Origin of the sequence: Campylobacter sp. CNRCH_2014_2849 (assembly GCF_025772845.1) — a bacterium.
GTDB classification, from domain to species: domain Bacteria; phylum Campylobacterota; class Campylobacteria; order Campylobacterales; family Campylobacteraceae; genus Campylobacter_D; species Campylobacter_D lari_D.
This window is the reverse complement of sequence record NZ_JAKMSW010000003.1, coordinates 143,917-165,810: the sequence shown is the minus strand read 5'-3', so window position 1 is coordinate 165,810 and position 21,894 is coordinate 143,917. Positions and strand designations below refer to the sequence as shown.

General features: G+C 28.9%; 21 protein-coding genes. 9 read left to right on the top strand and 12 right to left on the bottom strand.

The window, feature by feature from the left end; translation table 11 throughout:
* Positions 1-110: 110 nt before the first annotated feature.
* Positions 111-1,487, top strand: a complete 1,377-nt coding sequence (locus tag L8X33_RS03330) for a cation:dicarboxylate symporter family transporter (RefSeq protein WP_263660233.1) — start codon at positions 111-113, stop codon at positions 1,485-1,487.
* Here the strand turns inward: L8X33_RS03330 and L8X33_RS03325 are convergent.
* Together L8X33_RS03325 and L8X33_RS03320 are read right to left on the bottom strand one after the other, a co-directional pair.
* Positions 1,484-2,341: a D-amino acid aminotransferase gene (locus tag L8X33_RS03325; protein ID WP_263660232.1), complete on the bottom strand. Its 858-nt coding sequence runs from the start codon at positions 2,339-2,341 to the stop codon at positions 1,484-1,486. The genes L8X33_RS03330 and L8X33_RS03325 overlap by 4 nt on opposite strands.
* Before the next feature lie 11 nt (positions 2,342-2,352).
* Entirely contained in the window at positions 2,353-3,330 is a 978-nt protein-coding gene (locus tag L8X33_RS03320; RefSeq protein ID WP_263669952.1) for a glycosyl transferase family 90, read from the bottom strand.
* Positions 3,331-3,462: 132 nt separating this feature from the next.
* Here L8X33_RS03320 and L8X33_RS03315 point away from each other — a divergent pair, with 132 nt between their 5' ends.
* Entirely contained in the window at positions 3,463-3,954 is a 492-nt protein-coding gene (locus L8X33_RS03315; protein ID WP_133319905.1) for a hypothetical protein, read from the top strand.
* Here the strand turns inward: L8X33_RS03315 and L8X33_RS03310 are convergent.
* Positions 3,951-4,874 (bottom strand): hypothetical protein, encoded by a 924-nt coding sequence (locus L8X33_RS03310; RefSeq protein ID WP_263659738.1) that lies wholly within the window; start codon positions 4,872-4,874, stop codon positions 3,951-3,953. The two genes, L8X33_RS03315 and L8X33_RS03310, sit on opposite strands and share 4 nt — an antisense overlap.
* 3 nt (positions 4,875-4,877) lie before the next feature.
* Positions 4,878-5,795, bottom strand: coding sequence for a 16S rRNA (cytosine(1402)-N(4))-methyltransferase RsmH (gene rsmH, locus L8X33_RS03305; protein ID WP_263669950.1), 918 nt, complete (start codon positions 5,793-5,795; stop codon positions 4,878-4,880).
* Between the two features lie 60 nt (positions 5,796-5,855).
* On the opposite strand from rsmH, the gene L8X33_RS03300 reads away from it, so the two are divergent.
* The 5 genes from L8X33_RS03300 to L8X33_RS03280 all read left to right on the top strand — a co-directional run bounded on the left by L8X33_RS03300 (position 5,856) and on the right by L8X33_RS03280 (position 11,874).
* A complete protein-coding gene (locus L8X33_RS03300) occupies positions 5,856-6,434 on the top strand; it encodes a class II aldolase and adducin N-terminal domain-containing protein (RefSeq protein WP_263669949.1) in 579 nt (192 codons plus the stop codon).
* An 81-nt stretch (positions 6,435-6,515) separates the two neighbouring features.
* Positions 6,516-7,994: a peptidylprolyl isomerase gene (locus tag L8X33_RS03295; protein ID WP_263669947.1), complete on the top strand. Its 1,479-nt coding sequence runs from the start codon at positions 6,516-6,518 to the stop codon at positions 7,992-7,994.
* A complete protein-coding gene (ftsA, locus tag L8X33_RS03290; protein WP_220566695.1) occupies positions 7,991-9,370 on the top strand; it encodes a cell division protein FtsA in 1,380 nt (459 codons plus the stop codon). Before L8X33_RS03295 ends, ftsA begins: the two co-directional genes overlap by 4 nt.
* Positions 9,371-9,381: 11 nt before the next feature.
* On the top strand, positions 9,382-10,488 hold the full coding sequence (ftsZ, locus tag L8X33_RS03285; RefSeq protein ID WP_039626779.1) for a cell division protein FtsZ: 1,107 nt from the start codon (positions 9,382-9,384) through the stop codon (positions 10,486-10,488).
* Positions 10,489-10,509: 21 nt separating this feature from the next.
* Positions 10,510-11,874, top strand: a complete 1,365-nt coding sequence (locus L8X33_RS03280) for a nicotinate phosphoribosyltransferase (RefSeq protein ID WP_263669945.1) — start codon at positions 10,510-10,512, stop codon at positions 11,872-11,874.
* Here L8X33_RS03280 and ispG read toward each other — a convergent pair.
* Positions 11,871-12,935 (bottom strand): flavodoxin-dependent (E)-4-hydroxy-3-methylbut-2-enyl-diphosphate synthase, encoded by a 1,065-nt coding sequence (ispG, locus tag L8X33_RS03275; RefSeq protein WP_250322407.1) that lies wholly within the window; start codon positions 12,933-12,935, stop codon positions 11,871-11,873. The two genes, L8X33_RS03280 and ispG, sit on opposite strands and share 4 nt — an antisense overlap.
* A 67-nt stretch (positions 12,936-13,002) precedes the next feature.
* Between ispG and L8X33_RS03270 the strand changes: the two genes are divergently transcribed.
* Positions 13,003-14,295, top strand: a complete 1,293-nt coding sequence (locus tag L8X33_RS03270) for a DUF2972 domain-containing protein (RefSeq protein WP_263669944.1) — start codon at positions 13,003-13,005, stop codon at positions 14,293-14,295.
* Here the strand turns inward: L8X33_RS03270 and L8X33_RS03265 are convergent.
* The 4 genes from L8X33_RS03265 to L8X33_RS03250 are packed head-to-tail and all read right to left on the bottom strand — an operon-like array spanning position 14,288 to position 17,059.
* Positions 14,288-16,132 (bottom strand): primosomal protein N', encoded by a 1,845-nt coding sequence (locus L8X33_RS03265; RefSeq protein ID WP_263669943.1) that lies wholly within the window; start codon positions 16,130-16,132, stop codon positions 14,288-14,290. The two genes, L8X33_RS03270 and L8X33_RS03265, sit on opposite strands and share 8 nt — an antisense overlap.
* Positions 16,129-16,599: a type II secretion system protein gene (locus tag L8X33_RS03260; RefSeq protein ID WP_263669941.1), complete on the bottom strand. Its 471-nt coding sequence runs from the start codon at positions 16,597-16,599 to the stop codon at positions 16,129-16,131. Before L8X33_RS03260 ends, L8X33_RS03265 begins: the two co-directional genes overlap by 4 nt.
* Positions 16,600-16,839 (bottom strand): hypothetical protein, encoded by a 240-nt coding sequence (locus L8X33_RS03255; RefSeq protein ID WP_133319896.1) that lies wholly within the window; start codon positions 16,837-16,839, stop codon positions 16,600-16,602.
* Positions 16,826-17,059, bottom strand: coding sequence for a hypothetical protein (locus L8X33_RS03250; RefSeq protein ID WP_012661890.1), 234 nt, complete (start codon positions 17,057-17,059; stop codon positions 16,826-16,828). The genes L8X33_RS03255 and L8X33_RS03250 overlap by 14 nt, the downstream gene beginning before the upstream one ends.
* A gap of 154 nt (positions 17,060-17,213) precedes the next feature.
* Between L8X33_RS03250 and uvrB the strand changes: the two genes are divergently transcribed.
* Positions 17,214-19,187 (top strand): excinuclease ABC subunit UvrB, encoded by a 1,974-nt coding sequence (gene uvrB / locus L8X33_RS03245; RefSeq protein WP_263662646.1) that lies wholly within the window; start codon positions 17,214-17,216, stop codon positions 19,185-19,187.
* A gap of 16 nt (positions 19,188-19,203) precedes the next feature.
* Here uvrB and efp read toward each other — a convergent pair whose 3' ends face one another.
* The 3 genes from efp to L8X33_RS03230 are packed head-to-tail and all read right to left on the bottom strand — an operon-like array spanning position 19,204 to position 21,890.
* The gene (gene efp, locus L8X33_RS03240) at positions 19,204-19,773 is read right to left on the bottom strand and encodes an elongation factor P (RefSeq protein ID WP_039618934.1); all 570 of its coding nucleotides are present in this window, start codon (positions 19,771-19,773) and stop codon (positions 19,204-19,206) included.
* Between the two features lie 60 nt (positions 19,774-19,833).
* A complete protein-coding gene (gene serA / locus L8X33_RS03235) occupies positions 19,834-21,414 on the bottom strand; it encodes a phosphoglycerate dehydrogenase (protein WP_263669939.1) in 1,581 nt (526 codons plus the stop codon).
* Complete coding sequence (locus L8X33_RS03230; protein WP_133319893.1) at positions 21,411-21,890, bottom strand: hypothetical protein; 480 nt, start codon at positions 21,888-21,890, stop codon at positions 21,411-21,413. Before L8X33_RS03230 ends, serA begins: the two co-directional genes overlap by 4 nt.
* Positions 21,891-21,894: the final 4 nt, after the last annotated feature.

The window sequence follows — 21,894 nt, the reverse complement described above, 5'->3', positions numbered from 1 at the left end:
AAAAAATTATTATTTTTAGCTTTTATATTTATTTTTTATTTATTTTAACAATAAAAATAAGTTTTTCTTTGCTAATATGTATCGTTTTTTAAAATTACAAGGAGTTTTTTATGCTAGTTATTACTCATGAAAAACCAAGCAAGCTCAAAAAAATGTTAAAAAATTTAGGTTTTTGGGTGATTATAGGAATTATAGCTGGCATTTGCCTTGGCTTATTAGATAAGGAATTTGCATTAGCTAGTAAAATCGGTGTAGATTATTTTATACAAGCTTTAAAAATTCTCATAGGTCCTATTATATTTTTAACTATTGTTTTAGGTGTTATTAGTCTTGAAAGCTTAAAACAAGTTGGAAGCATAGGAGCTAAAGCTTTGCTTTATTTTGAAATAGTAAGCACTTTTGCTTTAGCTATTGGCATTTTTATGGCAAACATTATGGGACCTGGTAAAGGAATGAACCTTGATCCAAGCACTCTAGATCAAGAAAGTGTGACTCAATTTGTTAATAAAAATATAGAAATAAGTGCGCAAAATGAAATTTTGCATATTTTAAAAGATGCTATACCTACTGATATCATAGCTGCTTTTAGCGAGGGAAAAACTTTGCAAATCTTAGTTATAGCCCTAGCTTGTGCTTTTATTATTTCACTTATGAGAATTGATGAGAGAAAAGCTATACAAAAAACCTTAGAAATTATGCAAAGTTTTGTTTTTAAAATCTTAGAAATCATTATGTATTTTTCTCCCATCGCCGCTTTTTCTGCGATGGCTTTTTTAGTGGCAAAATATGGACTTGATTCTTTATTAAATTTGGGTTATTTGCTTATTGTTATGTTGCTTGCTTCTTTGCTTTTTATCTTTGGAGTTTTAGGGCTTATTTGTTTTATTGCTAAAGTCAATATTTTTAAATTTATGCGTTTTATCTCAAGAGAAGTTTTAATAGTTTTTGCCACGAGTTCTAGCGAATCAGCATTAGCTCCGCTTATGAGAAAACTTGAAAAAGCAGGAATTTCAAAAGCCACTGTGGGCTTGGTATTACCAACTGGATATAGTTTTAATCTTGATTGTACTAATATTTATTTAGCTATGAGTTTAATTTTCCTTGCTCAAGCTTTTAATGTAGAACTTTCTCTAACTCATGAAATTAGCATTTTAATAGTGCTTATGATAGCCTCAAAAGGTGCTGTTGGTGTGACTGGATCAGGTTTTATTATACTAGGAAGTACACTTGCGGCTTTATCTAATATGCACATTGCAGAAGCTAACAATGGCTTAGGAGCAAGTTTGGGCGAGGTTTTACCTGTGGCTGCCATTTCTATACTTTTGGGCGTGGATAAATTTATGTCTGAAATTCGTGCTGTGGGAAATTTATGTGGTAATAGCGTAGCAGCTTTAATCGTAGCTATTTGGGATAAACAAATAGACTGGGAAAAGTTTCACTACGCTCTAGATAATCCTAAAGAATTTACTAATGCGGGTTTTGATTAAAAAACCTCTTTTTGAATTTTTTCTACATATTTTTCTCTTAGTTTTTGGGTATAAAAACCCACCTTACCATCATTAATTACCTTACTATCTGCTTTTATAACACCTAAAATCAAAAAAGTAGCCGCAGAAATAAACGCCTCATCAGCCTCATACACTTCTTTCATACTAAAAGCTCTTTGATCTACTTTAAGATCAAGTTCTTTTGCAAATTTTAAGATATTTTTACGGCGAATTCCTGGTAAGATTTCATTAGAAAATGGCTTAGTGATTAAAGTTTTATCTTTTATAATAAAAGCTGAACTACTAGAAGCTTCCGTAACTAAAGCATTTTCTACCATAAAAGCTTCAAAAACCTTAGCTTTAACAGCTTCTTCTTTTGCAAGACATTGAGCTAATAAAGAAATTGATTTTATATCCCTTCTTTTCCACCTTAAATCAGCTGTTGAAATAACACTTACTCCATTTTTAGCAAACTCATGCTCAATCACCTTGCATTCAAAAGCAAAGGCCATAATAGTAGGTTTTAACCCCTTTAAAAGAGCAAAATTTCTACTAGCAACCCCTCTAGTAATTTGCATATAAAGCCCGCCTTCTTTGAGAGAATTTTTAATGATTAATTGTTTTAAAATATTTTCAAATTCTTCTTTTGTATAAGGAATTTGTAGATCAATTTGGGCTAAACTACGCTCAAAACGCTCCCAAAATTCTTCCTTATCAGCTATTTTTGCATTTACCACAGGAACTACTTCATAAATTCCATCTCCAAAGATAAAACCTCTATCAAAAATACTCACTTTAGCTTCGCTAGCTTTTATAAATTCATCATTTAAAAATACTATTTCCATCTCTTGCATAAACTCTCCTTTTAATCAAATAAATCAATAATATCTTTTGGTAAAACAAGCTGATTAGAATAATAAAAATACTTAGCTAAAACTAAAATTCCTATATAAAATTCTATCTTTTCATCTAAAAATTGCTCTATATAAGCATGAGCATTTTGTATGATTTCTTTTGCTCTATGTGGATTAGCTAAATAATAATCAAGCAAAGCTTCTACATTTTCATAATCATCATCAATCAAAGCAAAATGCTCATTTGGAACTAACTTTCCTTCCATAAACCAAGTTTCATAACGCATTTTTGGGGCTAAAACTAAAGAATTTGTTTTCATCGCCCACTTTAAGTTGCTTGCTACATCATTACCTTCCAATGAAAGTAAAAATTTAAACTGGGTTTGATAGGCTCTGCTAATTTTAAAATTTAAATTTTTAATCCATTTTTCGGCTTGAATTTTTCTACCGCCAACATGAGCAATATCACAACGAGGATTATCAAAATACTTTTCAAAAAATTTAATACGATGAGGTTGATAAATTGCACCTCTAAAAAAAAGCAAATCTTTTTTATCTTCAAATTGGTTTTTATCTTGTATAAAATCAAAATGTCTGTTTTTGTCTAATTTTAAAATGATATTATTAAAGCCATTTTCAACTGGTCTTGATTTAGCTATGCTTGGATATTTAAGATTATAACTAATATCTCCAAAGCCTTTAATCCATAAGAAATCATCATTAAAATATTTACTAATTGTATAAGCATCATAAGCATAGGAAGTTTTTTTAAAGGGAAATTTTCCTATTTTTTCATAATTTTGAAAATTTTTTATATCAAAAAAATCATTTTGCAAATTGTAATAATTTAAGCGAGTAATAATATTATCTATATTTTTTGATTTTAAAAGCTCTTTGAAAATATTTTGTAATTGATTTTGATAAATTTTTCTAGGTATAAAACTTTTAGCTATGCCTTTTACATTCATCATAAATCTAGAATCTGCCATCTTTTTCTTTCTTTAATATGCAAAAATAATGTAAATTTTAACACAAGATTTCATTTACAAGACTTAAAATTTATCTTATTTAAAAACAAAAATGCTAAAATCACAAAAATCACATACTTACTAGGTAAAACAATGAAAATACAAGAATTTATTTTAAACTTTATTTTTAAAGTTTCAAATCAACCTGTTAATTTAAAAGATTTATTAGAAGCAAATGCCTTGTTAAATGAAGGTATGATGATAGATCCTGCGAAATTAAATTTTAAATTTAAGGTATTTAATTCTTATCTTATATATACCCTTTTTTGTATAGCCATTTTAGTTCCTATGCTTATCATCAGCCATTATTTTTTAACAATTATTGATTTTCATATTAGTATCTTAAGTGCTATTTTTGTTACCGCTTGTGTTTTTGTTGGCTATGATATTTTTAAAATTTATACTAGAAAAGTAATAAGCAAAAGATTATTGAAAAAAGCCTGGACTTTACATTTTCCATATTTTGCTTATGAAAAATATTCAAAAATAGCAGAAAATATTTATAACCAAGCCATTAAAGAAGAAATTCCAAAAAATCAACTTGAACAATATGTTTTGGAGAAAATCATTCAAACACAAGATTAATCTAAAAAGTCTAAAACTTGATTTTGAAAATACAATGCTTCAAGCTGTCTTTGAAGTTCTTTGTTTTCTTCATCTAAAACTAATTCTTGCGATCTTAAATCCGCTATTTCTCTACTTACATAATAAATTTGATTTCTAATATAAATTTGTGGGAAAAATATCAATAAAGCAAATGCTATCATCAAACCTGCATATAATAAATTTTTAGGGGTTAAATTTTTATTTTCCTCACTTACTATGCTATCTAAAAGTTCGTATTTATCTTCTTGATTATATTCTTGGTTTTCTTCAAGCCTTACCTTTTCTTCTAAAATTTTTTGCTCTTGCTTAGCTAATTTTTCTTTTTCTTTTAATTCTTCTTGAGCTTTTTTTATTTTTTCTTGTTCGATTTTTTTTTGCTCTTTTAATTCTTGTTTGAGTTTGACTTTTTCTTTTCTTTTTTCTTTTAAATCTTGAAATTTTGAAGTAACAAAGACATTACTTTGAGTAAGAATTTTAGATATTTGAATAGAATCTTTTTTTTCTTGTTGTATTTTTTCTACTTTTTTTACTTCCTGCAAAGTTTTAACATTTTTAGATGGCTTAAGATTTTTATCATTTTTTTTATCAAATTTTTCTTTTTGCTTTTTGAAAAAATTGAGTTGTAATTTAAAAGGCTTTTTTTCTTCTAATTTAACATTTATCAAATCTTCTTTTAAATAAATAGCGGATTGTTTTTTAGGTTTTTCTTTATATTCTTCATCAAAGTCTGTAAATTTAGGTCTTTTTTTACGCTGTATTCTATTTTTTAATATGCGATCGCTTTCATTGAAATTGTGCTCATACTCTTCATAAGGTCTACCTTCTTTAATAGCCCTAGAATATTTCAACATTTTTTCGCGTATATTTTGTTTTTCTTTTAAAAAATCATCTTCAATCATTATTTACCTAAAATAAAAAATTCTCATTTTTGCACAACTTGATCTACTATTATAACTTATTTCTTCTTTGGAGGCACTTATAGCCTTTTTACTTAAAATTTTACCAAGACTATGATTTTTACCACATTCGCATTTTATAGCTCTTTCATCACAAATGCAGTCTTTTTCCCATCTTTTAAAAGTATTTTTTACTATTCTATCCTCTAAAGAATGAAAGCTAATAATAGCTAATTTACAATCTTTTAATTTTGCTTTTTCTATATTTTCAAGTAAGGATTTTAACTCACCAAGTTCATTATTTACTTCTATACGCAAAGCTTGAAATACGAGCAAAGCTAAAGATACATTGCGTCCTTTTAACTTAGCATTTCCTATAATTTGACTTAATTCTTTTGCACTTGTAATCTCTTTTTGACTTCTTGCATTGATAATTTTTTGAGCAAGCATTGAAGCAACTGGCGCCAGATCTCCATAGTCTTTAAAAATTCGTTCCAAAGCTTCCTTGTTGTAAGAATTTACCACTTCTTTAGCACTTAAAGGATTATTTTGATCCATTCTCATATCTAAAAAATCAGAATTTAGTGAAAAACCCCTATCATTTTTATCAAGCTGCAAAGAAGATACACCAATATCAGCTAAAATTCCTCTTATGTTTTGCGTTGAAATTTGAGTTAAAATATCTTTAAAACCTATATGATTAAAACTTATTCTATCTTGAAAATTTTTTAAAAACTCTTTGGAAAAACTTAAAGCCTCTAAATCTTTATCGCAAGCAATTAATCTTAATTTTTCATGAGCTTGCAATAATGCTTTAGAATGCCCTCCATAACCCAAAGTACAATCTAAAAAATCTCCGCTATCAAAATCATCAAAAGTATTTAAAACTTCTTGTAATAAAACAGGAATATGTGGACTTTGCAAAATATACCTTTTAATATTTTTTAGTATAATACCTTAGCTAAGTTTAAAACAAGGTTTTTAATGAATAAAGAAAATATTATTTCCCAAATTCAAATTCTATCCTCATCAATGTTTAAAAAAAATTTTTTTGGAATTTGCCATGGTTCTATTTCAGCAAAACTTTCCCAAGGCTCATTTATTATCAACAAAAGCAATGCTTTTTTGAATCAATTAGATGAAAAAAATTTAAGTATCTTAAAATTTGCAAAAGATTATAGCTGGGATGAAGCAAGCAGCGATAGTGAAATACATAAAAGCATATATGAAAATATACCTGAAGCTAAATTCGTATGTTTTGCTTATCCAGCTTATACCTTATCCATGAGTTTAAATCATGATTTCATAACACCTCAAGATTATTTTGGAGAAATTTTTTTAGAAGAAATTCGAGTTTACAATCCTAAAAGTTATGAGGATTGGGATGATAGATCGCAAACTGAAATTTATCGTTATATGTTAGAACAAAAACAAAATTTTGTCGTTGTGAAAGGATATGGAATATTTGCTTATGGAAGAACAAGCTATGAACTTGGAAAAATAATAGATTTAATCGAAAATTCTTGTAAAATTATCCATTTAGCAGAGACAAATTTATCATAAAATCATAAAATTAATTTTTTATTAATCACAAATTACCTATAATTTATGGTTTAATTTAATTAATTATGGATTGGGGTAAAAATGCTCACTTGGATGCAGCATCATAAAAAATATTTAGTTATTACTATTTGGATTAGTGTTATTGCTTTTGTTGGAGCAGGTTTTGTTGGCTGGGGAAGTTATGATTTTAACACCGATAGATCAAATTCTGTTGCAAAAGTAGGCGATGAAAAAATAAGCTATGATGAATTTAATCTAAAATATTCTCAATTATTTAACTACTACTCACAATTAAACAATGGCAATTATACACAAGAACAAGCACAAAAAGATGGCTTAGATACTCAAGCTATCAATGAACTTATACAAGAAAAACTTCTGCTTTCTTATGCTAAAACTTTAGGTTTAAATGTAAGCGAAGAAGAAATTGCTTATGATTTAGCGCATCAAAAAATCTTTCATAATGCTTCAGGTGTTTTTGATAAAGATTTATATTATAATTTACTTGCAAGAAACAACTATACACCAAAAGCTTATGAAAAAATTATCCATGATGAATTATTGCTTAAAAAAATCAATGCTATTTTAAATTTACAAATCAAACAAAATGAGCTTGATATGTTTAGTGCAAGTTTTTTAATGCAAGATAATTTAAAAATTCAAATAATAAAACTTGATAATAAAAATATTCCTATTGATGAAAAAGAACTAAAACAAACTTGGGAAAAAAACAAAAACCTATATAAAACACAAAAAAGCTATGAGCTTACAACTTATTTTTTAGATCCTAATACAATCACAGTTGTTGATAAAGAAATTCAAGCTTACTATGAAGAAAATAAAAATGGCTATAAAGATTTTGCAGGAAAAATTCTAAGCTTAGAACAAAGCAAAGATAAAGTTATAAAAGATTTAAAACTTTCCAAGCTTAAACTTAAAGCTAATGAAAGCTATGTTGCTTTGAGAAAAAACAAGCTTAGTTTTGACAAAAACATCACAATAAGCGATGCTGATATTTATTACCCTTTAGAAAACATACAAAAAGCTAAAGAAAATGATTTTATTAAGCCTTTTAAATTTGAAAATGGCTATATGATTGCAAAACTTATAAAAATAAATCCTATACAGACTATGACTTTTGAGCAAGCCAAAAATGAAGTGAGCAAACTTTACATCAGAGAAAAAACTAAAACTTTATTAGAAGAAAAAGCAAAGCTTGCCCTAAACAATTTCCAAGGCATAGATATAGGAACTTATAGTCGCGACTCAAGTAAAGGAGCAAAAGTAGGTGAAATGATAAATGATGCTGAATTTAGTGAGTTTTTAATGCATGTATTTGACTCAAATAAAGCTAAATCTTATGTTTTATTTGATGATAAAGCAATAGTTTATGAAATTACAAAGCAAACTCTAGAAAACAAAGATAAAGAAGAAATTTATAAATTTATCATAGAACAAAGCGCCAAACAAACTAAACAAGCTTTACTTAAGGAAGAATTATTAAAAAAACTTATAGAATTATATCCAATCCAACGCTATTATAAAGGAAATACAAATTGAATATTTTAGGAATTGATTTAGGCTCAATACAAACTTGTGCTATTTTGGCACAAAAAAGCGAAGAAGGACTTAAAATCATTGGTTTTGGAAAATCAAAATCAAATGGTATAAAAAAAGGAGCAATTACCAATATAGAGCTTGCTTCAAAATCTATAGAAGAGGCAGTAGCCGATGCACAAATGATGTCAGGTGTGCATTATGATAAAGTAATTGTATCTATTTCAGGTGCTTATGCAAAAAGTGTAGACAGTATAGGTGTAGTTAATATACCAAATCATGAAATAGGTATTAAAGAAATTCACAGAGCAGTAAGCACAGCAAAACATACCGCAAATATACCTAGTGGATATGAAATCATTCATGTATTGCCTTATAATTTTAAAGTAAATGATCTTGAGCATGTAGAAGATCCTTTGGGAATGAGTGGAAATCGTCTTGAAGTTTCTACGCATATTGTAATCTCGCAAGAAGTGCATATTAAAAATCTAAAAAAAGCAGTTGAGCTTGCTGATCTTAGAGTAGATAATATCGTTCTTTCAGGATATGCTTCTTCTATCGCATGCTTTGATGATAGTGAAAAAGAATTAGGTGCTATTTTAATCGATATGGGTGGAGCAGTTTGCGATATGGTCATTCATGCGGGTAATTCTATACGATATAATGAATGCTTACAAATTGGTTCAGTAAATATCACTAATGATTTATCCATAGCTTTGCATACCCCACCAAAAGAAGCAGAAAAACTAAAATTAAATTATGCATCTTTAGCACAAAATGAAAACTCAATTATACAAATTCCATATATGGGTGATGAAAAAAGAAAAAATGAAGTTTCAGTAGAAGTTATATCTAATGTTATTTATGCAAGAATTGAAGAAACTATTATTATTTTGGCTAAAATGCTAAGTGATAATGCTTGTGCAAATCAAGCAGGAGCAGGCATAGTATTAACAGGTGGAATGACAAAATTTGCAGGACTTGACAAACTTGCTTCAGCTTATTTTGATAATAAAGCTGTTAGAATAGCGACCGCAAAAAAAGATACTATGGATGGCTTTAAAGAAATTTTTGAAGATGCAGAAAATAGCTGCGCTATAGGTCTTTGTTTATATGGTGGTGGACATTTTACTCCTTATGAATTAGATTCTAATGAAAAACTAAGATACAAAGGAGAGCCTGAATTTATCAACAAACAGATAAAACAAAATCTCACCATAGAAGAACATGAAGAAGAAAATAAAAATTTTGAAGAAATTTTTCAAGAACAGAGAGATTTTGAAGATGAAAAAACAGAATTAACAAAAGTTGAAACCAAAAAAGATAAAAAATCAAGTTTTATGCATAATTTTTGGAATAAATTAATAAACCAGTTCTAATAGGAGATACAATGAGCGAATATCTAGTAGAAGAAATGCAACACGCAAAAGGTGCAAAAATAAAAGTCATAGGCTGCGGTGGCGGTGGCGGTAATATGATAGATCATATGGTAAATATGGGCTTACATGATCTTGATCTTATCTCAGCAAATACTGATGCACAAGCTATAGCAAAATCTTTAGCAAAAACTAGAATTCAACTAGGTGAGAAAAAAACTAAAGGTTTAGGTGCTGGTATGCAACCAGAAATTGGAGCAGAAAGTGCAAGAGAAAGCTTTGAAGAAGTAAAAGCAGCTTTAAGTCAAAGTGATATAGTATTCATTTCAGCAGGACTTGGTGGTGGAACTGGTACAGGTGCAGCTCCTGTTGTAGCACAAGCTGCTAAAGAAGTAGGCGCATTAACTGTTTCGGTTGTAACTATGCCTTTTGCTTTTGAAGGAAAACAAAGAAAAAAATTAGCTGAAGCTGGCTTGGCTGAATTAAAAAAAGAAAGTGATTCTATCATTGTAATCCAAAATGAAAAACTTCTTAGTATACTTCCAAAAAAAGCAGGTATAAAAGAAGCATTCAAACTAGTTGATGATATCTTAGCTAGAGCTGTTAGAGGTATGGTGTCTATTCTTTTAGAAGATGGCGATATCAATGTTGACTTTGCAGATGTTAGAACTGTTATGAGCCATAGAGGTTTAGCTTTAATGGGTGTGGGTCATGGAGAAGGTGAAAATGCTATCATGGACGCATTATCAAGCGCTATAGAATCTCCATTATTAGATGGTATGACTATGAAAGGTGTTAAAGGCGTAATCATCCATTATAAAATTGGACCTGAATGCTCGTTAATAGAAATTTCACAAGCTACTCAAAGCATTAGCGATATAGCAGATGAAAATGCAAAAGTAATCTTTGGTGCAACTACCGATGAAAGCATGGGCGATCGTGTTGAAGTAACTATCATTGCTACAGGTTTTGAAGATAAAGCTGAAATAGAAAGTGCTAAAGAACAAGAAGAAAGTAAAAAAAATAGCTATATGAATTTGCGCAAAGCTAGCGGTGGGTTTGATGAGGAAGTGATTTCTCAACTTGATGTTCCTGCTTTCTTGCGTCGTCAAATGGATTAATTTGTAAGTAAAAATCCTTATATGAATTCTTCATTATTATGTGATTTTTACGAACTAAGTATGGCTTATGCTTATTTTAAACAAAATATGCATAAGCAGATTGTTTATTTTGAAGTTTTTTTTAGAAAAGTTCCTGATAGTGCTTCTTATGCTATTTTTTGTGGATTAGAGCAAATCATAAATCATATTAATCATTTTTCTTTCTCTAAAGATGACATAGATTTTTTGAAAAATACTAAAAAATTTGATGATGATTTTTTAAACTACCTTTTAACCTTAAAATTTAGTGGAGATATACTAAGTGTTAAAGAAGGTGAATGTATTTTTGCTAATACACCTTTAATGATCATCAAAGCACCTATAATAGAAGCTTTATTATTAGAAACTTTCATACTTTTAACTCTAAATCATCAATGTCTAATTGCCACTAAAGCTAACAGAATTGCTCAAATTGCAAAAGAAAAATTACTCTTAGAATTTGGCTCTCGCAGAGCCCATGGAGAAAGCGCAGCTTTAAATGGTGCTAGAGCTGCTTTTATAGGTGGTTTTCATGCAAGTGCTTGTACTTTAGCTGGGAAAAAATTTAATATTCCTATTAGCGGAACTATGTCTCATGCTTGGGTACAAATGTTTGATGATGAGCTAAGTGCTTTTAGAGCATATTGTCAAATTTATAAAGATAATATAAGTCTTTTGATTGATACATATGATTATAAAAAAGGTATTGAAAATGCTATTTTAATTTTTAATGAGTTAAATGCGCAAGATTCTATGCAAAATTATTCCATCCGTATTGATTCAGGAGATTTGCTGAAAATCTCTAAATATATTAGAAAAAAACTAGATCTTGCTAACTTAACAAAATGCAAAATCATAGCTAGTAATGCCTTAGATGAGTTCATCATAGAAAAATTACTAAAAAACAAAACTCCGATCGATGCTTTTGGTATTGGAGAAAAGCTTATTACTTCAGCAAGCTCGCCTATTTTTGGAGCTGTTTATAAGCTTGTTGCATTAGAAAAAAACAATCAAATCATCCCTAAAATAAAAATCAGCGCAAGCTCAAGCAAAACAACCTTGCCACATTTTAAAAAACTCATAAGGTATTATAAAAACAATAAAGCAAGTTTTGATATTTTATATACACATGATGAGAGTATCAAAAATTATCAAGGTTATACATATAAAAATTTACATGAGCTTATTTTTAAAGATGGAAAATTAATCTATGGGCTTCCTAACTTGAAAAATATTCAAGAGTATCATAAAAAAAGTGTTGATAGTTTGGATTTTAAACTAAAAAAACTTCAAAATCCAAGTATTTATAAAGTAAAAATTTCTAAAAAATTACAAAATATGCAAAAAACTTACTTAGAAAAAAATTAATCTTTTTCTCTAAGTTTTACTTCATCTTCTACTTCAAGTAAAAATCTATCAACAAGCTCATCTTCTTTTAATTTTGCCACCACTTCACCATGTCTTATAACTAAACCTTGATTTTTTCCAAAAGCAATAGCCACATCAGCACCCTTAGCCTCACCCAAGGCATTTACAACACAACCCATAACACTTATATTTAATGGTTCTTTTATATGTTTAGTTTTTTCTTCTACTATCTTAATCGCTTTAATCAAATCGCTTTGAATTCTTCCACAAGTTGGGCATGAGATGATATTTACTCCACTCTTTTGCACTCCACTATCTTGCAAAATAGCCCTTGCTACCTTAATCTCTTCTTCAAGCTCCCCTGTCATAGAAACTCTCATTGTATCGCCTATACCTTTTAAAAGCAAATTTCCTAAGGCAATCGAACTTTTAACCGTACTATGAAATTTAGTTCCTGCTTCAGTAACCCCTAAATGAAACGGATAATCACAGAGTGGTCTTAGAGCTTCATAAGCTTTTATGGTATTTTGTACATCTGAAGTTTTCATAGAAATTTTAATGTCAAAAAAGTCTAAATCTTCTAGTAATTTTATATTATATAAAGCGCTCTCAAGCATAGCCTCTATATTATAACCATATTTATCGCTAAATTGCTTTTCTATAGAGCCATGATTTACCCCTATTCTAATAGGAATTTTTCTTTGTTTACAAGCTTGCACCACTTCTTTTATATTTTCTTTTGAGCCTATATTTCCCGGATTAATTCTCACCCCATCGATAAATTCAGCACAAAAAACTGCTAGCTTATGATTAAAATGTATATCCACTATTAAAGGCAAGGGACTTTTTGCTTTGATTTCTTTTAAAGCTCTTGCATCTGCCATGTCCAAACAAGCTAAACGCACTATATTTGCACCGGCAAAATAAAGCCTATTAAGTTGCTCTAAACAACCTTCAATATCTCTTGTTTTAGTAAAAAGCATGGATTGCACAGAAATAGGTGCATCGCCACCTATTAAAACATCGCCTACTTTTATTTGTCTTGTTTTATATCTTGTCATTAAAATCACTCTAAAAATATTTTTATATAATTTTAATAATTTAATCTAAAAATATCAAGGATTTAATATGAAAAATTTACTTAATTTTTTATCAGCTCATTTAGATAGCAAAAAAGCAAATTTTTTATTAAATTCACTCAAAACCAATCAAGATTATTTTTTTCAAAAATTTATACTAGATAATATAAATCATATTACAGCTTGGCTTAATAGTGACGATTTTAAACAATATGAAAATAAGACTTATCCACCATTAGTAAATCCAAAAAATATCGATATAGAACCTAGTGATTATTGCACAAAACTTGCTTGGAAACTAAACATACCTCTAGAAAATGCTAAATTTATCTATATTTCCCCTCATGGTGTTGGCGCTGCTGCTTTTTTAACACTACTCAATGAAGCATGCAATGTTTATTGCTCTGCTTCTTGGGTATCTCCAAACAACGGATATTACAGATATAATTTAAATTTTAAATCACTTCTTCAATACTCTCAAACAGCTATTAATATATCCGAGACAAATATTTTAAATTTGGATAAATATTTAAATTTAATTAGTTGTGATATACCTATACTAATTCAAACACGAGATCCCATATCTTTATTAAAACATTCATATGGAAGAGATTGGAGTAAAGTTCAAAGAAACTATAATCAAAATTTTAACTTAAATTTTAACTACCAAGAATATATTAATTTTTTAAAACCAAACAAAACTTACATGAAAGATGATTTTGAAAATTTACTAGAAAATACTTTTATAATGCATACTCTACTTAATAAAATTAACACAAACAATATTACTTATATAGATATGTGCGATTTAAACGAAAAGAAAGCTTATAATACTTTTATTAACTTGGCAGATAAATTTGATTTTACCCCCCCCCATAATGATGAAAATCTTTTTAAAAGAAAAGAATTTAGAGGCTATATAAGATATTTGCTTCCTTTAATTTTTCAAGTAGATTATGAAATAAAATTAATTATTAATAGATATCATATAAGCAACGAACAAATAAATATTTTTTCCTACATTAGCAATAATGATCTTAAAAATAACATTGGCATTTATATCGATAAAAATAAAATATCTAAATTTTTAAATCATAAAAATTATGCAAGAATCAAACAATATTTATCCAATTTTTTAGATGCAATCAAAGAAATTGTTGACTACACAGAAACAAATCTTATGAAAGAAGATGAAGTATTAGACTATCTCAAGAAAAACAAAACAGCAAGGCTAAAACTCAAAGATATATTAGATAAAGAACTGATACATATTAAAAATTTCCGCCCTGATATTGTGAAATCATGGAAATATTACCAAGAATTTGAAAAATTCTTTAACTAAAATCAACCGGATCTATATCACAAGTAATATTTTTAAAATTTAAAGCAAAATGCTCAAACTTTACAAGCTCTTGGTGAGTATTAGCACGCAATAATACATAAAAACGCCATTTTTTATTTAGCATTTCAATACCACAAGCACCATGGCCTACTAATTGCACTTGTTTTAATTCTTGAACTTTATTAGCTATAAATTCACATAAATTTAAAGCTTTGTTTTTATCCTCATCTTCAATAATTAGCCTTAAAAGTCTTTTAAATGGAGGGTAAAGCTCACTTCTAGAATTTAATTCATCTTTTAAAAAGCTATCATAATCTTGTATATATTTTTCAAAAAAAGATCTATTCTTAGTTTGTAAAAGCACCCTACCCTCACCCTTACGACCTGCACGACCTGCTACTTGCATAGCAAGAGCCAAAGTCTCTTCTAAAGCTTTAAAATTAGGTCTAAATAAATACTCATCAAGCCCCAAAATCACACTCAAATCCACATTATGATAATCATGCCCTTTAGCAAGCATAGAAGTGCCTACTAAAATATCAATTTTTTCTTGGTTAAAATCTTTTAAAATCATATCAAGCTTTTTTACACTGCTAATCTCATCACTATCAAATCTTTTTATGATAGGATTAAACTCGGCTAATTCTTTTTCTAAAAGCTCACAAAGCTCTGCTGTGCCCATTTTTTTAGCTTCAAGCATAACTCCATTGCAGGTTGGACAAGTTTGATCAATTTCTTTAGTAAAATTGCAATAATGGCATTTTAATGCATTTTTATTTTTGTGCAAACTCAAAGCAATAGAACAAAAAGGGCATTTAATGGTATTAGCACATTCTTTACATAAAATTTGTCTAAAATTTGCCCTTGTAGGTAAAAATATCACAGCTTGCTTTTTATTTCTTAAGCTAATTTTTAATTCTAAAAGTAATTTTGATGAAACACTAAGCTCGCTCTCATCATATAAAAACTGCTTTTTGCTTTCAAAAAAGGTTCCTTTAAGTCTAAAACAAGGATGTTTATAGTAACTTACAACACTTGGGGTAGCCGAACCTAAAAGAACTTTTATATGCATTTTTTTTGCTACAAATAAAGCCAAATCTCTTGCATTGATTTTTGGATTATTAGAAGCTTTATAAGAATTATCATGCTCTTCATCAATAATAATCAAACCCAAATTCTTAAAAGGTAAAAACAAAGCCGATCTAGCTCCCACCACCAAAAGAGCTTTTGAATTTGTTAAATCTTGCAAATATTCTTGCTTTTTTTTCTTAGTAATTTTAGAATGCCACAAGAAAAAATACTCGCCAAAATACACTCTTAATCTTTTTTGCATTTGCGGAGTTAGAGCGATTTCTGGCATTAAAAGCAAAACTTGCTTTCCTTGCTCTAGATATTCTTTTATCAAGCTAATATAAATTTCAGTTTTACCACTTCCTGTATCGCCAAATAATAAACTAGTTTGTTTAGTTTTTATAAATTCCAAAGCCTCTTGCTGGTTTTTACTTAAACTAGGTGCTTTTTCTATATGAATTTTTTGATTTTTATACTCTTTAATGCTTTCAAACATACCCAAAACAAAAGCTATTTTACTAGCATAATAATAAGCAATAAATTGAGCAAGTTCGTATTGGTATTGCGTTAGTTTAAAATCTGTTTTTTCTTTTATAGCTTGGGTTTTAAAATCAGGCTTTGAACATTTTTGTAAAATTATAGCTTTGAGATTTTTTTTCCTTGCAAGATCAACTATCACTTCATCTAAAATTTCAATTTCTTCTTCACTTTCATAAATTAAGGTATCTAAATAATATCCTTTTATAGCAAGTTGATAAAAATTCAAAACCCATAATCCTTACAATTTAAACTCACACATTCTAAAAAAACTTTTTCACTATTATAAGAAAAATCTATGTAATTTTTAGCATTTATAAAAAATCTATATTGAGTACTTGCTATTTTCATCCATGATTTTTTACTTGAAACAATTGGCTTATCTAATACACTATATGTGCAATGATTTGTTTTTTTGTAATTTTGCAAACTATCACAAAAAAATAATTTTTGATTTTCACTATTTATCAAAGCTTCATCTAAAATGGCTGGAAAATCCTTACTTTCTTTAAATAAAAACTGATTTTTGAGTAAGGCCAAAGAAGCATTGATGAGCTCTACCTCACTTTTTGCTTGGATAAGTTTAGCATCATTTTTTCCAAAAGAAAAATACGGATAAGCAATTGTGCTAAGAATAGCAATAATCATCATACAAAAAATAAGCTCTACTAAAGTAAAAGCTTTTTTTACTTGCATTTATTGTATTTCTTCATCGATAGTGTTTATAAGTTTGTTGAGTTCTTTTTTTAAGATATAATTTTCGTAGCTAAGTTTTACAAAAGCATTAATGAAATTTGCAAGTTCTATCTTACCTGTGCCTCCAGAAATTAAAGCAATTTCATCTTCAAGATGATTTGCAAATTCATTACTGCATGTTACAACAAAGTCTTTTGCATAGACATTGATTGTAACTTTTCTTTGATTATTGTTTGCCAAGAACTGCCTCTATTTTTTTGATCACATCTTCACTTTCAATATTTTTATTTTTAAGCTCTTCTTCCAAACGCGCAATTTGATTGTTTTTAGCTTCATTTTGTGCTTTTACGCTCACTAATTCATTTCTTAAATTTTCATTTATTTCACATACTTCATTATATTTAGCCAAAAGCTCATTTACTTTATCTGTCATTGTGTTGATTATTCTTTCATCATACATAATTTTTTGCCTTTATTGATTTTATATTTTAGAGTATTTTAAACACATATTGTAACAAAAAAAAATTTAATTTTGCATAGCTTTTTGTTTTAAAATTTAAATTTTTAGAAAAAATTTTGTGTAAAATTAGTAAAAATACAAGTTAGGAAAAATTATGTTTGAACTTACTAGCGAATTTAAGCCAAGCCCTGATCAAAAGCAAGCTATTGATGGTATAGTAAAAAGCATTAAAGCAGGCAATAAATACCAAACCTTGCTAGGTGTTACAGGTAGTGGAAAAACTTTCACTATGGCAAATATCATTAAAAACTTAAATATGCCTACTCTTATCATGAGCCACAATAAAAGCTTATGCGCGCAACTTTATAGTGAATTTAAAGGCTTTTTTGCAAATAATCATGTGGAGTATTTTATAAGCTATTATGATTATTATCAACCCGAGGCTTATATACCAAGAACCGATGTTTTTATAGAAAAAGACAGCTCTACTAATGAAGACTTAGAAAGATTAAGACTAAGCGCAAGTGCTTCGCTTTTAAGTTATGATGATGTTATTTGCATAGCTAGTGTTTCAGCAAATTATGGTTTGGGAAATCCAAGTGAGTATGTGGGTATGGTTTTGATTTTAGAGCTTAATATGCAAATAAATCAAAAAGAACTTTTAAAAAAACTTGTAGATATGGGTTATAAACGCAATGATAATTTCTTTGACAGAGCTGATTTTAGAGTCAATGGAGATATAGTAGATATATATCCAGCTTATTATGAGGATGAAGCTATTAGACTTGAATTTTTTGGCGATGAACTTGAGGCGATGTATCATTATAATGTTTTAGAAAATAAAAAAGGTAAAGACTTAAAAAAATTTATACTTTATCCAACTAGTCAATTTAGTGTAGGTGAAGCTAGACTTAAAGAGGCTATAAAAGGTATAAAAGCTGAATTAAATAAACGCCTTGCTTATTTTGAAAATGAAAATAAACTCGTAGAAGCACAAAGACTAAAACAAAGGGTAGAATTTGACCTTGAAATGCTTCAAAGTACTGGCATGTGCAAAGGAGTTGAAAATTATGCCTTGCATTTAACAGGGCTTAAGAGCGGCGATACACCTTATACGCTTTTTGATTATTTTGCCATTAAAAATCAAGATTTTTTAGTCATTGTAGATGAATCTCATGTATCTTTACCACAATTTCGCGGAATGTTTGCAGGGGATAGAAGCAGAAAGCAAACTTTGGTTGATTATGGTTTTCGCTTGCCAAGTGCCTTAGATAATAGACCTTTGATGTTTGATGAATTTATTAATAAAAATTGTAAATTTTTATTTGTTTCAGCCACACCTGCACCTTTAGAACTAGAATTAAGCAAAGAAAATATTTTTTATCAAATCATGCGTCCAACAGGGCTTTTAGATCCTAAAATAGAAATCAAAGATAGTGAAAATCAAGTAGAAATTTTATACGATGAAGCTAAAAAAGTTATAGATCGTAATGAAAGAGTTTTAATAACCGTTTTAACTAAAAAAATGGCTGAAGAGCTTAGTAAATACTACTTAGAACTTGGCTTAAAAGTAAAATACATGCACTCAGAAATTGATGCAATTGAGCGCAATGAAATCATCCGTGGCTTAAGAAGTGGCGCTTTTGATATTTTAATCGGGATTAATCTTTTAAGAGAAGGACTTGATTTACCTGAAGTTTCCCTTATAGCGATTATGGATGCAGACAAGGAAGGCTTTTTAAGAAGCACCACCGCACTCATTCAAACGATGGGACGCGCGGCTAGAAATGTCAATGGAAAAGTATTACTTTTTGCTAAAAAAATCACAAAATCTATGCAAGAAGCTATCGATACTACCAATGAAAGAAGAACCCTACAAGAAGCTTATAATAAAAAGTACAACATCACACCAACCTCAGTAAAAAGAAACATAGAAGAAAGTTTAAAACATGAGCTTGAACAAGGAGAAATTTATCGTAAAGGCAAAGAACTTGAAAAAATGCCTGCGAAAGAACGCGCTAAAATAGTAAAAGAATTAAGAAAACAAATGCTAGAAGCAGCTAAAAATCTTGAGTTTGAGAAAGCGGCAATGCTTAGAGATGAAATTAATAAATTAAGAACTTTATAATCCCTTAAATAAGGGATTATTTATTTGCTCTTTCTATATACTCTCCACGCACAGTATCAACGCGGATTACTTCCCCTTCTAATACATGGAAAGGAATTTGCACTACTGCGCCTGTTTCTAAAGTAGCTGGTTTTTTGTTTGAGCCTTGAGTATCACCTTTAAAATTTGGTGCTGTTTCAATAATTTTAAGTTCCATTACTTGAGGTACTTCCACACCAATTGCTTTTCCATTGTGAAATAAAACATCTACCATGGTTCCATCAAGCATCCATTTTTTAGCTTCACCCACATCTTCATCGCTAATTGCAACTTGCTCATAAGTTTGGGTATCCATAAATTGACAATTTTCACCATCATCGTATAGATATTGCATTTGTTTTTCTTCTAAATTTGGAGATTCACATTTATCCCCTGCATGGAAAGTTTTTTCCAAAACCTTACCATCGATAAAAGATTTAATTTTAATACGAACAAAAGCAGGACCTTTTCCTGGTTTTACATGTTGATATTCTACGATTTTAAAAGGAATACCATCAATTTCTATTTTTAAACCTTTTTTTAAATCTCCCATTCCATAAGAAGCCATATATTTTCCTTAATTTTAAAATTAAAAAATAATTGTAACAATTAAGGCTTATAAAAAGCCTTAAATTTCTGCATATTCTGCAAAAATACAAGCATCAATAGCTCTTAATTCCTCAAGCAAAGCTTTTGAAATTTTTGTATCAAGCAAAATTACAGCCAAAGCTTTTCCAAAGCCATTTCTACCAAGTCTAAAATCGGCTATATTGACATTATTTTTGGCTAAAATTCCGCTAACATTAGCAATAACTCCTGGTATGTCATTGTTATTTAAAATTATCATTTTCCCTTTTGGTTTAAAATCTACATCAAAACCATTTAATTCTACTATCCTTTGTTCATTTTCACCAAAAATAGTTCCTGAGATAGAAAGGTTAGAATTATCTGTAATTACTTTTATAGTGATTTTATTACTATAACCACTACTTGGTAGAATACAAGAAGAAAGTTCTACGCCCTTATCTTTAGCTACAAAATGTGCGTTAATATAATTAATATTCTCACCTAAAATACCTCTTAAAACACTCACTGTTGCAAAAGTTAATAAAGACTCATTATACTCGCTAATTTGTCCTTCGCTCTCAAGTTTAATAGCCTTAATAGGAGTTTTATCAAGCTGAGCAGCCAAAAAGCCCATTTTGGAAATAAGCTCAATATAAGGTGCTACAAAACTTGGTAAATCTTCAGTTTTAATCGGTAAATTTAAAGCATTAGGATAAGAAATTCCTCTTGCAGCATTTAAAGCTTGCTCGCATGCTTGGATAGCGATATTTTCTTGACTTTCTAAAGTGTTTGCACCAAGATGAGAAGTAACAGAAACATTTTCAAAGTCTAAAAATGGATGATTAGTTGCTGGTTCTTTATTAAACACATCGATACCAAGCCAAGCTATTTTACCACTTTTTAAACCTTCACACAATGCATCTTCATTATAAAGACCACCTCTGGCACAATTTATCAATCTTACCCCATCTTTCATTTTAGAAATTTCTTCAAAAGAAATCATATCTGTTGTTTCTTTTGTTTTTGGCGTATGTATAGTAATAAAATCACTTTGAGTTAAAATTGTATCTAAAGAATTCACACACTCTATACCCAAATCAGTCATTTTAGAAGCTACCACATAAGGATCATAAGCTATAACTTTCATACCAAAAGCTTTTGCACGTACAGCCACTCTTGAACCTATATTACCAAAACCTATAACTCCTAAAGTTTTATTCATAAGTTCAACACCATACCACTTTTCTCTTTCCCATTTTCTTTGTATTTTTAAAAAATTATGAGCATTTACAAAAGATCTTGCAGAGCATAATAAATGATTCATAGTAAGCTCAACTGCTGCTATGGTATTAGCCGTTGGTACATTCATTACTATAATGCCTTTTTTAGAGCATTCATCTATATCAACATTATCAACCCCAACGCCTGCTCTAACTAAAGCTTTTAAATTAGAACATGCATTGATAAATTTCAAATCCACATCCGTTGAACTTCTAGTAATAGCAACATCTACATCATTTAATTTTGTTAAAAGTTTATCTTTAGGCAAATGCGCTGCTTCGATAAGCTCAACATCATCAGCTTTTCTTAAAAGTTCTACGCCTTTGTCTAATATCGCATCACATACAATAATTTTTTTCATAACCAAACCTCCTTTAATTTTGCATTTATGTTGTAAATTTTTAATTTGTCGATCAGTGTATTTAATACTTTTTCATTATTTGTATCTAAATAAATTGCCACTTCATCTTTACTCTGTGTTAAAGTGTATTTGATAAAAAAAGAATGCAGAGTTTGCTTTAAACAAAACATAGAATAAACATCATTTTTATTTACATCGAGCATATAAAATTTTTGTTTTGGCTTTACTACAGAATCATCCATATTAAAACTCATATAAAATTCATTTGCTGCTGGAGAAAAATCATTGATTTTAATATTTGAAAGTTTATCTTGCCAAGTTTGTGGTAACTCTTTTTTTATTTCATCAAAAGAATATTTAACATTTTGTGAGATAGGTAAATTCCCAATATCTACATATCTCACCATAAAAATAAAAGCAATAAATAAAATTAGGCTTAAAAAACCTAAAATACCATAAAGGGTATATTTTTTCATTTTT